The following is a 13,550-nucleotide window of genomic DNA, read 5'->3' as shown; positions in this document are numbered from 1 at the left end:
TCCGGCAAGGTCCCGTGTCCTCCGTTTGTCTCATGCTCGCTCCCACAGCATCCACGGGCGATCACCGGACCTGTACGCCTGCTCCAGCGCGACTCGTTCCTTCACGGTGTCGGCCGGCTGCCAGAAACCCCGGTACGGATAGGCCCGCAGCCGGCCACGCTTGGCCAGGTCGCCGCACGCGTCCTCGACCAGGTCGCCGCCGGGCGGCAGGTGGTCGAAGATCTCCTGCCGCAGCACGAAGTAGCCGCCGTTCTCCCACAGCGGCAGCTGGCTCACGGGCGTGATGCCCGTCGCTGTGCCGTGCTCGCCCAGTTCCACGCAGTGGAACGAGGACTGCGGCGGCACGACCATCATCGACGCGGTGGCCTCGGCCCCGGCGAAGCGGTCGACCATGACGTCCAGCGGGGCGTCGGTCAGCACGTCGGCGTAGTTGGCCAGGAACATGTCCTCACCGTCGAGCAGGTGCCGCACGCGGCGCAGGCGCTCGCCGATCGGGGCGTCGATGCCGGTGTGGGCGAAGGTGATCGTCCACTCCGAGATGTCCGACGAGAGCAGCTCGACCCGGCCGTTGCTCAGCACGAAGTCGTTGGATGCCGTCTCGCGGTAGTCGAGGAAGAAGTCCTTGATGTGGTGGCCGCCGTAACCCAGGCACAGCACGAAGTCCGTGTGTCCGAAATGGGCGTAGTAGCGCATCACGTGCCACAGCAACGGCCGCGGGCCCACCCGCTGCATGGGCTTGGGGATGTCGTCGGCGGCTCCGTCCCGCATGCGCATGCCGTAACCACCGCAGAACAGCACGACCTTCACGAGGACACCTCGGTCCGTTCCCTTGGGGACACGATCAGTACGCCCCTTGGCCCCGCACGACCGCGCGCACCGTCTTCCAGAGGATCAGCGCGTCGAGGGCGAGCGACCAGTCCTCGACGTAGCGCAGGTCCAGCCGCACGGACTCGTCCCACGTCAGGTCGCTGCGCCCGCTGACCTGCCACAGGCCGGTCAGGCCCGGCTTGACCAGCAGCCGCCGCAGCATGTCGGGCCCGTAGGCCTCGACCTCCTTGGGCAACGGCGGCCGCGGCCCGACCAGGGACATGGTGCCGCGCAACACGTTGACCAGCTGGGGCAGCTCGTCGATGGAGAAGCGTCGCAACACCGCGCCGATCGGCGTCACGCGGGGGTCCCGGCGCATCTTGAACAGCGGCCCGGCGGCCTCGTTGCCGCCGAGCAGGGTGGCGCGGCGGCGGTCGGCGTCGACCACCATCGTGCGGAACTTGAGGATGGTGAACGGTTTTCCGTCCTTGCCCACGCGCTGCTGCCGGTACAGGGCGGGGCCGCGGTCGCCGACGCGGATGGCGGCGGCGATGGTGATCAGGATCGGGGCCAGCACCGTCAGCAGCAGGAGCGCGCCGATCCTGTCGACGATCTCCTTCACCACTCGGCGGGCTCCCGTGAAGGTCGGCGCGCTCACGCGGAGCAGCGGCATGCCCAGCACGCCCGTGACGTGCACGCGCGGGCCGGCGACCTCCATCAGGACGGGGGCGACGACCATCTCGGCCGAGGTTCCCTCTAGTTGCCAGGCCAGGCGCTGGAGCCGCAGCGGCGTCCAGTACGGATCGGACGTGATGGCGACGACTCGGTAGCCGCCGCGCCGGACGTGGTCGGCGAGTTCGTCGAGGTGGCCCACGATCGGCACGCCGTCGATATCGCCCGGGCCGAACCACTTCGACGTCCCGCTGGCGCACACGGCCTCGACCCGCCAGCCGTTGTGCGGCTCGCGTCGCGTTCGGGCGATCAGGTCCGTCGCCGTGTCCACGCTGCCAGCGACCAGCACCGGCAGCAGACACCGACCCGCGCGGCGGCGCTGGTGCAGCAGTTGACGCAGGATGTACCTCAGGGGGAAGGCCACCACCGCGATCGCCGGCACCACCAGGAAGATCCAGCCGCGCACTCCCGGCAGGCCGAGGCCGAGGCTCACCACCGCCAGCACCACCGCCGCGGCGACAACCGCTTTGCCCAGGCGGCGGAACTCTTCCGCCTCCTGTCCGAGCACCGCCGTGCTCCAGGCCCGGCACGCCGTGAGCGAGGCCAGCACCGTGACCACGGTGGCCATCGCCACCAGCGCCTGTGGAAAGTCCCCCGCCGTCGCCGAGTTCGCCACGAATGCCCCGACCAGCACCACCACCGCGAGGATCGCGCCGAGGTCGCTGGCGATGACCACGCGCCGGTACTTGACCTCCCACGTCGCCACCGGCCGGGCAGCGGGCCGGTCCTCGACGGGCCGGTTCTCGACGGGCCGGTTCTCGATGGGCCTGCCGCTGAGATGTCCGTCCTCGGCCGTCCGGCCTCCGGCGGCGCTGCTGCCGGCGGCGCTAGTGGCGGCGGAACCGTTCTCGGCGGTCTTGTCCTGGACGGGCCAGCTCTGGGCGATCCTGTTCTGGGCGGGCCAGTTCTGGGCGGCCCTGTTGTTCTCGGCCGGCCTGTTCTCGACGAGCCAGTTCTCGGTCAGGGTGTTTGCGGCCGCCCTGTCCTGGACGGTCCGGCTCTCGGCCGGCTTGTTCTCGTCCAGCTCCAGCCGGCCGCCGATGGTCCTGAACTCGACGGACCTGTTCTCGGCCACCATGTCCTCGGTCGGCCAGCCCCCGATGGTCCTGCCCTCGGTCCGACTGCTCGCAACCGGCCTGGTCTGCACGGTCCTGTTCTCGACCAGCTCGCTCTCGGCCGTCTTGACCGCCGAGGTCCTGCTCTCGATCTGACTACTCGCAGCCGTCTTGACCGCCGAGGTCCTGCTCTCGACCGACCCGCTCGCTGCGGTCCTGGCTTCGGCCGGCATGTCCTGAGCGGGTCTGTTCTCGATCGGCCTGTTCTCGATCGGCCTGTTCTCGATCGGCCTGTTCTCGATCGGCCTGTTCTCGATCGGCCTGTTCTCGATCGGCCTGTTCTCGGTCTGGTTGCTGCCGGCCGGCTGGCGCTGCGGGACGCCGGGGGGCGCCGGGATCGACACCGCGCCGGCGGCGTCGCCCCGTCTGAGCTGTCTCACCCGAACCCGCATCCCGTCTCCCAAGATCAACTGATTCGGGGCGTGAGAGCCACCGAGAACCCACGGCCGTGCTCGAAGGGCGGCCGGGGTCGGCGTGGACGATATCCGACTCACGACCATGACGATTAGGCAGACAGGTTATTCCTTCTACCGCCGAACAGTTCCATAGGCATGACCAAATATCCCCCACTTGAGTGACGAGTAACTCGATAGGGGTGGTTATACGGAAAAGTTACGGCTTTTGTTGAACCGAACGTGACGCCCATCCGTGGGCAGGACACGGCTGCGCCACCCGGGCGGGTGGCGGGTCACAAGTAAGCGAAGAAACGCACGGCCGGCGAATAGCACAAAGGGCGCAGAACACCAATGGTGTCCTGCGCCCTTTGACAGCTACGACCACGTGCCGGGCGAAGCCCGGCCTCGGGGGTCTGGGGGTCGCCCCCCAGAACGAACAACGAGCGACGATGTCTGCGCTTTCCGCAGACACACGCCCCCTGAGCGAGTGGCCAGGGGCGGGGTCGAACCGCCGACCTACCGCTTTTCAGGCGGTCGCTCGTACCAACTGAGCTACCTGGCCAGAGAAGACCGGAAGCCCGATCGAACTCTTGCGACCCAGACGGGACTCGAACCCGCGACCTTCGCCGTGACAGGGCGACGCGCTAACCAACTGCGCCACTGGGCCTTACTGTTGTACTGCCGTGCCCCCAACGGGATTCGAACCCGTGCTACCGCCTTGAAAGGGCGGGGTCCTAGGCCGCTAGACGATGAGGACTCCGTCTTCCTTGGACCTCGTCATGAGGGACCTTGGCTTCCGGGCCCTCCAACGGCTGTCCGCTGGAAGCACGAGTAGCATAGAACGGGTCGGGGTTAACTTCCAAATCCACTGTCCCAGACGCCCCCCACCTGCACTTTCGCAGCACACGGCGACCCGGGGCGGTCGATCAAGCCCTGTTCAGGGCCTCCCGGAGCCCGCCGAGCCGCCCGACCAGTTCGAGTGGGCTGCGCCACACTCCGCCGCCGCCGGCCCACCCACCGCGTTCGACAATTCTGATGATTCTTCACGCGGCATCAGCCGTCAGATATTCACGGCCGGACAATTCATGTCAGCAAGCGACCGAATGGACCACCCGCGCATCCACTTGTCGCCATGGACCGACATTTGGCCGGGGCCACCCGATCTGTTGGCGGCGATTGGCCAGGCGAGGACACCTCACGAACCCGGAGGTGACGAAGTCTCGCGTTCGCCCGTTTGCTTGAGGGATGACCGACCGCCGGGCGGCGCCCCGAACGCCGTTGGCCCCGACGACCGGTCCTGGTCGATGGCCGTCCGTGCCCCGCTTCGCCGCCTCAGCGGCGGACCGGCGGCACGCCGTCGTCGTCGCCCGGCGCCAGGCCGAGCATGTCCAGCAGCTGGCGGCAGTCGTCCACGTCGAGCGCGCCTCGGGCCACCGCGAGACGGGCGCGGTGCACCTGATCGGCCGAGATCTTGGACGGTTCGTCGCTGCGCTGGGCCGGCACGCCGTTGGTCGAGCCTCGCGGCATCGAGTCGTCGTGCTGCCAGAGGAACTTTCGGACTTCAAGGGACCCGCTCATGGTGCCTCCCCGACTCAGCTCTCGGCGGCGAGGCTAAGCGAGCCGTGCCACCCCTTGCAGCCCCCCGGAGAGTGATTCCCCTCAGACGCAGAGTGACCGTGAGTTATGCACCGGACCGGTTACTGATCAACTGCGCCAACACCTGCATCGGTCCAGTCCCCTGCTCGCGCCCCAGGTCCCCACTCCACACGACTACGCCGCGGGACCAGTCGATCTTGCTTGTCCGCCCTCGGCAGAAGATGAGGAAAGCTAGCCAGTTGCCCGATGATGCCGGCCTCGGCCCGTCAATCGGTCAGCCGGCGACGGCGCTGCCAGGCCGGATCCCGTCGGGCGAGACCACTGGACAGGCTGCCGGTCGGCTGGACCGCTGGGCAGGGCGCCGGTCTGCTGGGCCGCCGGACAGGCCGCCGCCCGACTGGGCCGACCGGGTTCGATCCGCTCTTCCTGGGGGCGATCGGGGCCTACTGGCCTCCGGCCCGCACGCCAGCAATGTCACATGCGCTTCCCACTTGCCACTCTGTGCCACATATGGAGCGCATGTGGCGTAGAGAGCCGGCAGGCGCCCACGGGCATCAGATGGCACATGCGCGTCGTACTTGTCTCCCTGCGTCACACGCGGAGCACATGTGACGCAGGGGGCAGCAGGCACGGGGCGGGTGGCGGAGCGGGCGGGCCGGGGACGGCGAGGGGCGGGCGGGAGTGGCGGGGTCGGAGAGGGAGCGGGGTCGGTGGCGGGTGTGGATCACCGGGCGGAGGCGGCGGGGCAGCGGCAAAGCCGGATCGGAACAACGTTGAAATGGCGCAGTTGCGGGGCCGAACGCCCGATCGGGAAGACGGCGCACAGGGGGGTTTACGTCGCGGATCCCGCAATGCGGAAACGGGTGACCTTCCACGGTTCGGAAGACTTCGTCTATCCCGGGGGCACTCGACGATCTTTCGAGCGGGCCGCGAGCCGGACACCGGGAGGGGCGAGGCGGCGAGGGGTAGCCGGTTCGGGAAGGCACTGCCGAACGAATGTCAATGGGTGATGCTCACCGTGAGCCACGGGGACGCCGTTCGGTTCGGCCAGGCGAACAAGACGGTTCCACTGAGAAGCAGGTTGCCGAGTCCGGCACGGACGTATCCGCAGGCCAGGGGGTATGCGGGGCGCGGGGTGTCGTTTGCGGTCGCACGTCGCCAATGCAGTGACACATAGTCGAGGTAGCACGCGAAAGCGACGAAGAGTAACGAGTCACGGTAACGGTCACACTCCGTGCAGTCGTGACGGTTTCACATCTTCACCGTTTCAACGTCGCCGTAGCGGTCGAACGCTGTCGAACGCAAGGCGCTGTCCGGAGCAGCCCCACTCAGCCGGGTGGGCAATGATCGCCGCGGGTCGGCCCGACTACCTGGTTTTCAAGCGGGGAAATTCGGGCATGAATCCACCGCGAAACCCTCGCACGCGACAACGACCCATGTCACAATCGTCTGAGCTGACATACCCCCGGTCAGCGCCTGTGGAGATCCCCTCCGGCCCCCGCGTTCCTCCCCCTGACGCGGGGGCCTCTCCATGCCGGCGGGGTGTGGCGGGGGACACACCTGTCATGGGCCCGCAACCGAACCGTTATCCTCTTCGGCGTGCCTCTTCCCTCGCTTGGACGGAAAAAAGACGCTAGACACCGCGAACCCGCCCGTGAGCAGCAGGAAGCCGCTCCGGACCACGAGCTGGAGAACTACCTGGCCGCGCTGGCGCCCGAGGGCGACGTCGAGACCACCGGGTCCGGCCGCCGCTTCGGCAACGCGCAGGTCTATCAGCTGCGCCTGACGCTGACCGCGAACGAGCAGCTGCGCGAGCTCGCCGCCGTGCACCAGACCTCCCCGCAGGCCCTGGCCCAGGAGTGGATCACCCAGCGACTGGCCTGGGAGTCCCAGAACCAGGAGAACGGGCGCTACTGAGCGCTCCCCCGGTCGGCCGCCCTCGGCCGACCACCCCGGACCCCGCTGATCAGCCTCTCGCGGCCACTCGGCCCAGCTGACCCGCCCGGTCCCCCTCACCCGCTGACCAGCCCGGTCCGGCCCACCGGCCGCACCACCCCGGCCGACCCGGCCCCGCTGGCCAGCCGATGCCCCTCACGCATCGACCAGCACGCCCGACCAGCCCGGCCTGTTGCGCACAGTGCTGCCCGGCCTCGCTGGTCGGCCTCGGCTTTCCGCACCCGACCCGGCCGCCGAACGGGCGATGTCTCCTGCGGCAACCGCCCACCGGGCGGGCGGGCCTCGCATACGATCAACGGGTGCCGACGCTCCAGCTCCGCAGGAACGACCGGCGTCGGCATCTGGTGGTGTGTGGGGACTCTCCACTGGCCTTCCGACTGGTCGACGAGCTGATCAACCGGTACGACGAGGACGTCACCGTGATCCTGCGGTCCAAGCAGGAGAACTACGGGCCGAGAATCGCCCAGCTGAGCCGGGTGAAGGTCATCGAGGCGGCGGCGCCGGACAACGGGGCGTTCCAGCAGGCGAAGCTGGGGTCGGCGCGGGCGCTGGCGCTGCTGGGCAGCGATGACGCGGGCAATATCCACGCGGCGCTGCTGGCGCAGGACATCAACCCTGATCTGCGGCTGGTGCTCCGGCAGTTCAATATGAGCCTGGGCCACCGGGTGCGGACGCTGTTCGCGGACTGCGCGGTGCTGTCGGACGCGGCGATGGCGGCGCCGTCGTTCGTCGCGGCGGCGCTGGGGCGTGAGGGGCCGACGCACATCCGGGTGAGCGGCCGCACCTTGTATGTGGTGCGGCGCGACGAGGTGGACGCCGAGCGGATCATTTGCGGCCTGGCTGACACGAGCGACAGCACGAACGCGGATCTGCTGCCGGCGGAGCCGCACTCGGGCGACCTGGTGCTGGCTTTCACCAACGGCCCGGACGTGGTGCGGGCGGTCGGTCGCCAGCGCGGGCGGTTCATGGCGGCGGTGCGCCGGAACTTCGGATCGGTGTTCAACCGCAAGGTGGGCGCGGCGGCGCTGGCGCTTCTCGTGCTGCTGGCCATCGGCACCACGCTGTTCGCCACGTTCGGCGGCTACACGTGGTGGAACGCGATCTACGAGACGGCGCTGGACGTGGCCGGGGCGGCGCAGCCGCTGGACAGCCTGCCGGTGCTGAACAAGATCACCCAGGTGATGGTGACGATCGTCGGCATCTCGATCATCCCGATCATCACGGCGGTGGCCCTGGACGCGGTGGTCAGCGCGCGGCTGGCGGCGGCGGCCGGACCGAAGGGCCCGTTCCGTGATCACGTGGTGGTCATCGGGCTGGGCCAGGTCGGCGTGCGGGTGGTGGCCCAGCTGCACGACCTGGGCGTGCCGGTGGTGTGCATCGACAAGAACGACAACGCCCGCGGCATCCCGCTGGCCAAGCGCCTGGGCCTGCCGGTGATCATCGGGGACGCCAGCCGGGACGACACGCTGCGCGCGGCCTACATCGGCACCAGCCGGGCGCTGGTCACGCTGAGTTCGCACGACGTGGTCAACCTGGAGGCGGCGCTGACCGCCCGCGCCATTCGCGACGACCTGCTGGTGATCCTTCGCCTGTTCGACAACGACTTCGCCCGCCTGGTGGAGCGCCGCTTCGACATCAACGTCTCGCGCAGCGTGTCCTTCCTGGCCGCGCCGGCCTTCGCGGCGGCAATGGTGGAACGGCAGGTCATCGGCACGATCCCGGTCGGCCGGCGGGTGCTGCTGATCGCCGAGGTTCCGGTCGGCGACGGAACCGGCCTCAACCGGCTGACCATCCAGGAGGTCGAGCAGCGCTTCGAGGTCCGGGTCATCGGCCTGCAGCGACGCACCGAGCAGCGCCTGGACTGGCAGCCCTCGGCCGAGCACCAACTGGTGCCCCGGGACCGGCTGATGGTGGTGGCGACCCGCAGCGGCCTGGGGCAGATCCTGGCCGGCAGCATCTCCTCGGGGCAGTGACGCGACACCCTGGACAGTGGCCAATCCTTGATCAGATCGAGAGCGTTCACGTCGGTGTCCGCCGGTAACGTTCAAGAATCGGTCGACACGTCACCCAATCGTGTGATGCGAATCACGTTTACCTCGGTCAACGTGGTCTGCACCTGGGGCGTCGATTGGTGTGCAGGGGTGAAGTGGGATTTCGGGGGAAGGGGTGGCCGTGCGCCGATCTGTCGGAGGAACTCGCTGGGCAGTGACGTTAGGCGTGTTCGCCACCGTCCTCGGCCTGGCCGCGTGCAGCTCGACCAGCACGCCGGAGACCAAGCCGACCCAGACCGAGCAGAAGGTCTCGCCGGCCGCGGTCTCCAAGCCGGCCAAGGTCACGCAGATTCCCGGTGACACCGCGCAGAACGTCTCGCCGGCCGACCCGGTCCAGGTGATCGTGGCCGACGGCGGGCTCACCGACGTGCACCTGGTCAACGACCAGGGCCGCGAGGTCGGAGGCCTGGTGGCGCCGGACAAGCACAGCTGGACCGCGACCGAGTCGCTCGGCTACGACCACACCTACACATGGTCGGGCTCGGCACTGGGCGCGGACGGCAAGAAGGTGGCGCTGGGCGGCTCGTTCCACACGCTGCGCCCGGGCCGAACGATCAGCGCGCAGATCAACGTGGCCGACAACGCCACCGTCGGCGTGGCCGAGCCGATCGTGCTGAACTTCAGCTCGCCGGTGCAGGACAAGGCCTCGGTCGAGCGGGCGCTGACCGTGCAGACCTCGAACCCGAGCACCGGCTCGTGGGCGTGGATGGACAACGAGACCCTGCACTACCGCACCAAGGACTACTGGCCGGCCAACACCAAGGTCACGGTGATGGCCAAGCTGTACGGCACGTCGTTCGGCGGCGGCGCGTACGGCGCGGAGGACATGTCGGTGTCCTTCAACGTGGGCCGCAGCCTGATCCTGCAGGGCAACACCCAGACCCACCACCTGCTGGTCATCCAGGACGGCAAGCAGATCGCCGACTACCCGGCCAGCTACGGCCTGGACTCCGACCCGGGCCGCGTCACCAACAGCGGCACGCACATCGTGATGTCCAAGAGCGCTACCTTCGCCATGACCAACCCGAAGTACCACTACGAGAACGTGGTGGTGCCGTGGGCGGTCCGCATCTCCAACAACGGCGAGTTCGTGCACGGCTACGCGCCCAGCATCTGGGCCCAGGGCAACACCAACGTCTCGCACGGCTGCGTGAACCTGGCCCCGGCCAACGCGCAGGTCGTCTTCAACGAGGTGCTGCCGGGCGACCCGGTGGAGATCACCGGCTCCACCCAGCAGCTCGGCCCGGAGGACGGCGACTTCTACGACTGGGCCGTCGGCTGGGACCAGTGGCTGGCCAAGTCGGCGCTGCACGGCTGACCCTCCTTCTCCACGAGCAACGCCCCCGGAGCCCGGCGCTCCGGGGGCGTTGCTGTCGGTGGCGTACGTCACTCGGGCCGATCAGGGCAGTTCAACCCCGCTTTGTGCCGGCCGTTGCGTCAACTTCCCCGTGATCGGCCCATCGGCTGGGTACCGTCCTGTCTGCCGATCAGAGGGGCGAGGATGACCGATTCGGAGCAGATGGCGGAGCTGCTGGCGCGCAACGCCGCGATGCTGGACTCGATGGGCCAGCTGCTGGCCGGCGCGCAGCAGCAGCTGGCCCATGTCCAGCAGCTCAACCGTGATCTGCGGGCGCGCACGGGTCTGGCCCAGTCACCGGACCGCATGGTGACGGTGGTCGTCGACGGCGTGGGTGGCCTGCGCCGGCTCTCGTTCGACCGCGACGCGTTCGAGCAGCACACGCCGGCGAGCCTGGCCGACGCGGTGGCCGACGCCGTGCGCGAGGCGATGCGGCAGGTAGGGGCCGACGCGACCGAGCCGGACGACGTTCCGCAACCGGAGCCTGAGCAGCAACCGGAGCCAGAGCCAGAGCCGCAGCACGCCGCCGGGCCGCCGCCGATCCTGGAGTCGAACCCGGCCGAGCAGGCCCTCTTCGCCGAGGAGCAGTTCGAGCAGCCGTCGTTCGAACAGAAGCCGTTCACGGAGCCGACCTTCGCCGAGCCGGACTTCACGCAACCGCCGCCGCAGCAGGAACCGGTCGCGGCCCCGGAGCCGGCGCTGGACCCCGTCCCGACGCCGGTCGCCATCCAGGATCCGGCACCGCCGGCACCCGACCAGACGTCGGACAGCGGCAGCCAGATCGAGCACGTGATGAGCGCGCTGAGCAAGCTGCCGTCCTACACCGGGGTGGTGACCCGGGTGCTGGGCGTGCGGGATCCGGAGCGGGCGGCGTCCATCGCGGCCGAGTACCAGCTGGGCGACACGATCGTCGAGCGGACCTTCCTGAGCACCTCGGCCAATCCGGCCTACACCGGCGACGGCCTGGTCCGCTACACCATCGACGCCCGGCACGGCGGCAAGCTGATCGGGGCCATCTCCGAGGACGGCGAGCAGTTCGGCGAGGTGGTGTTCGGCCCGGGGGCGACGTTCCGCGTCACCGGAAAGCGGTACTACCCGAGCATCAAGGGCTGGGACATCGCACTGGAGGAACTGGGCTGACATGGCGATGAGCGAGTGGGAGTGGGCTCCCGGCACCGGCCAGGAGCACATCGACCGGATCACCCGGTTCCACATGGACAGCCTGGCCGTGCCGGTGGAACAGCGGCTGCGGCCGTCGGACCCGGGCCGGCACGACTTCCCGATCGGCCTGGACGAGAGCGGCCGCAAGTTCCCGATGCCGCTGCCCGCGCTGACCTGGTCGGACCGGGTGCTGGGCTGCGTGCTGGCCGGCGCGGTCGGGGACGCGCTGGGGGCCTCGATCGAGTTCCTGCCGATCGACATGATCCGGCGCCAGCACGGCGAGCGCGGCGTCACCGGCTTCGGGCCGGGCGGCCCGGACGGCACGGTCACCGACGACACCCAGATGACCCTGTTCACGCTGGAGGGCCTGATCCGGGCCCATGTCCGCGACCGCGTCTCCGGCGTGGACGATCCGGTGCCGGTGGTGCAGCACGCCCTGCAGCGCTGGCTGCACACGCAGGGCTTCGACTGGGCGCAGGCCGGCGGCCCGTTCGCCGAGGGCCGGTCGCAGCCGGACGGCTGGCTGATCACCGAGCGCGGCCTGTTCGCGCGCCGCGCCCCGGGCAACACGTGCGTGACGGCGCTGCGGGTGTACGCCGCCGGCAATCCGGCCGGCTCGATGGCCAACCCGCTGAACGACTCGAAGGGCTGCGGCGGCGTCATGCGGGCGGCGCCGGTCGCGCTGTGGTCGACGGATCCCGAGGTGGTGTTCGCGCTGGGGGCAGCCACCGCCGCCCTTACGCACGGCCATCCGAGCGGCTATCTGTCGGCGGCCTCGCTGGCGTTCCTGGTGCACGGCCTGCTGAAAGGCACCTCGCTGCCGGACTGCATCGCGGCGCTGACGCCCGTGCTGACGCGGTGGCCGGGGCACGAGGAGCAGCTGGCACGGCTGACCGCGGCGGTGCGGCTGGCCGACGAGGGGCCGGTCAGCCCCGAGCGGATGGCTGAGGAGCTGGGCGGGGGCTGGGTCGGCGAGGAGACGCTGGCGATCGCGGTCTACGCGATGCTGGTGACCGACGACCTGCCCGAGGCGCTGCGGATCTCGGTGAACCACTCCGGCGACAGCGACTCCACCGGCTCGGTCTGCGGCAACCTGGCCGGGGCGTGGCACGGTGTGGCCGCGATCCCGGCCGAGTGGCTGGAGCGGCTGGAGCTTCGCCCGACGATCACGGCCGTGACCAGGGACGCGCTGGCCGAGTTCGGGACGAACCCGCCCACCGACGACGCCTGGCTGGAGCGTTATCCGGGCTGGTGACTAAAGCGGTCCGACCCGGCGCGACAGCTGCGCCGGGTCGGACTGACTCGATATCGGTCAACCGGACCTTTATCGGTCTTCGAGCACATGGCCGTGCTCAGCCGATCGCGTCGAGCAGCGCCTGGCGCTGCCGGTCGCCGAGGCCGGCGGCACGACGGTCGGCGTCGATGCCGGTCTCCTCGAGCAGCTTGGCGACCTTGACGGCGCCGAGCCCGGGAACGGCCTTCAACAGCTGGGCGACCTTCGTCTTGCCGACGGTCTTGTCGTCCTTGGCCCGCTTGAGCACCTCACCGAAGGTCGTCTCACCGGACTTGATCGAAGCAAGCAGCGCGGTGCGGGCCTTGCGGGCTTCCGCAGCCTTCGCCAGCGCTTCCGCACGCTGCTCAGGGGTCAGTGTGGGCAGAGCCAACTTCATGGTCCTTTCTCACGACGAGGGGTTGCTCGACCGCCATCATGCACGCTGACCACGACTTTCGTCAGCGTTCGCGCCTGTTGGCGCGTCGCGGCAACCCCGTGGGTGACGCTACGCCAGCCTTTCCAGTGACACCGGACGAGCGGAATAAGTTCAACCAGGTGAACCGGGGCTCACACGGAGTTCACGGCGAGGGCGGGCGCAGGCCGGGGTGGGACAACCACGGGGGTACCCCCTCTGTACTGCGAAAACGCCTTTCCGCTGAACATTCCTCCAGGTCAGCGGCCCTGGCCGGAACCGATCCAGGGCGGTGGCCCGCGGTGGCCGGTCCACCCGCCGTCCCACCGGCGGGGAACACCCCATCCGGCGACCACGGGAGTGTCGTACGCCACCTGATCGACTTCACCCGGCTGAGCAGGTCGAACCGGTTTTCGGCCCGATCGGCCGCCCGCCGGGCCGCCGGCGACGTTTCGAACGGTCCGAAACGGCGAACCGGAAGGGCGTGACAGCACTCTCTGAGCCAACTTTCAGCAATTGCCCCATTGGCACGCATGGTGATCACCCGAACAGCCCAATAGCGCCCGTTCCGGGGATATGAGCCCCCGTGGAACGGGTCCGCCGGGTGCATCACGCGGACCAAACCTCACCGGATCGCGGGTCCCCTCAAGGAACGAGGCAACGCAGGAGGCCCCACCACGTCTTATCGGTAGTGA

At 69.4% G+C, this 13,550-nt stretch carries 9 protein-coding genes and 3 tRNA genes; 5 read left to right on the top strand and 7 right to left on the bottom strand.

The window, feature by feature from the left end:
- Positions 1 to 30: 30 nt before the first annotated feature.
- From AB0M73_RS12440 to AB0M73_RS12415, 6 genes are all read right to left on the bottom strand, one after another.
- Positions 31 to 807, bottom strand: a complete 777-nt coding sequence (locus tag AB0M73_RS12440; RefSeq protein WP_363890329.1) for a glucose-1-phosphate cytidylyltransferase — start codon at positions 805 to 807, stop codon at positions 31 to 33.
- A 34-nt stretch (positions 808 to 841) separates the two neighbouring features.
- A complete protein-coding gene (locus AB0M73_RS12435) occupies positions 842 to 2,245 on the bottom strand; it encodes a sugar transferase (protein WP_363890654.1) in 1,404 nt (467 codons plus the stop codon).
- Positions 2,246 to 3,537: 1,292 nt separating this feature from the next.
- Positions 3,538 to 3,611, bottom strand: a tRNA-Phe gene (locus AB0M73_RS12430).
- Between the two features lie 31 nt (positions 3,612 to 3,642).
- Positions 3,643 to 3,716 (bottom strand) — tRNA-Asp (locus AB0M73_RS12425).
- A 17-nt stretch (positions 3,717 to 3,733) separates the two neighbouring features.
- Positions 3,734 to 3,806, bottom strand: a tRNA-Glu gene (locus AB0M73_RS12420).
- A 575-nt stretch (positions 3,807 to 4,381) separates the two neighbouring features.
- Complete coding sequence (locus AB0M73_RS12415; protein ID WP_363890327.1) at positions 4,382 to 4,627, bottom strand: hypothetical protein; 246 nt, start codon at positions 4,625 to 4,627, stop codon at positions 4,382 to 4,384.
- 1,617 nt (positions 4,628 to 6,244) lie between these two features.
- Here AB0M73_RS12415 and AB0M73_RS12410 point away from each other — a divergent pair.
- The 5 genes from AB0M73_RS12410 to AB0M73_RS12390 all read left to right on the top strand — a co-directional run bounded on the left by AB0M73_RS12410 (position 6,245) and on the right by AB0M73_RS12390 (position 12,425).
- Positions 6,245 to 6,562 (top strand): hypothetical protein, encoded by a 318-nt coding sequence (locus AB0M73_RS12410; RefSeq protein WP_043721218.1) that lies wholly within the window; start codon positions 6,245 to 6,247, stop codon positions 6,560 to 6,562.
- A gap of 338 nt (positions 6,563 to 6,900) precedes the next feature.
- Positions 6,901 to 8,574 carry an NAD-binding protein gene (locus AB0M73_RS12405; RefSeq protein WP_363890324.1) on the top strand — a complete coding sequence of 558 codons (1,674 nt, stop codon included), beginning with the start codon at positions 6,901 to 6,903 and terminating at the stop codon, positions 8,572 to 8,574.
- A 232-nt stretch (positions 8,575 to 8,806) separates the two neighbouring features.
- Positions 8,807 to 9,970, top strand: coding sequence for an Ig-like domain-containing protein (locus AB0M73_RS12400; protein WP_363890322.1), 1,164 nt, complete (start codon positions 8,807 to 8,809; stop codon positions 9,968 to 9,970).
- Positions 9,971 to 10,153: 183 nt separating this feature from the next.
- Positions 10,154 to 11,149 (top strand): YbaB/EbfC family nucleoid-associated protein, encoded by a 996-nt coding sequence (locus AB0M73_RS12395; RefSeq protein ID WP_363890319.1) that lies wholly within the window; start codon positions 10,154 to 10,156, stop codon positions 11,147 to 11,149.
- Between the two features lies 1 nt (position 11,150).
- Positions 11,151 to 12,425: an ADP-ribosylglycohydrolase family protein gene (locus AB0M73_RS12390; RefSeq protein WP_363890317.1), complete on the top strand. Its 1,275-nt coding sequence runs from the start codon at positions 11,151 to 11,153 to the stop codon at positions 12,423 to 12,425.
- Positions 12,426 to 12,522: 97 nt separating this feature from the next.
- On the opposite strand, the gene mihF is transcribed toward AB0M73_RS12390, so the two are convergent.
- The gene (gene mihF / locus AB0M73_RS12385) at positions 12,523 to 12,834 is read right to left on the bottom strand and encodes an integration host factor, actinobacterial type (protein ID WP_184868828.1); all 312 of its coding nucleotides are present in this window, start codon (positions 12,832 to 12,834) and stop codon (positions 12,523 to 12,525) included.
- Positions 12,835 to 13,550: the final 716 nt, after the last annotated feature.

This window comes from Kutzneria sp. NPDC051319, from assembly GCF_040682195.1.
Taxonomy (GTDB): domain Bacteria; phylum Actinomycetota; class Actinomycetes; order Mycobacteriales; family Pseudonocardiaceae; genus Kutzneria.
Note: the sequence above shows the minus strand (reverse complement) of the source record. Positions and strands in the feature narration are given on the sequence as shown.

Coding starts and splice junctions, on each gene's coding strand:
- AB0M73_RS12395 (WP_363890319.1), top strand. CDS start 10,154: ATGACCGATTCGGAGCAGATGGCGGAGCTGCTGGCGCGCAACGCCGCG.
- AB0M73_RS12390 (WP_363890317.1), top strand. CDS start 11,151: ATGGCGATGAGCGAGTGGGAGTGGGCTCCCGGCACCGGCCAGGAGCAC.
- AB0M73_RS12415 (WP_363890327.1), bottom strand. CDS start 4,627: ATGAGCGGGTCCCTTGAAGTCCGAAAGTTCCTCTGGCAGCACGACGAC.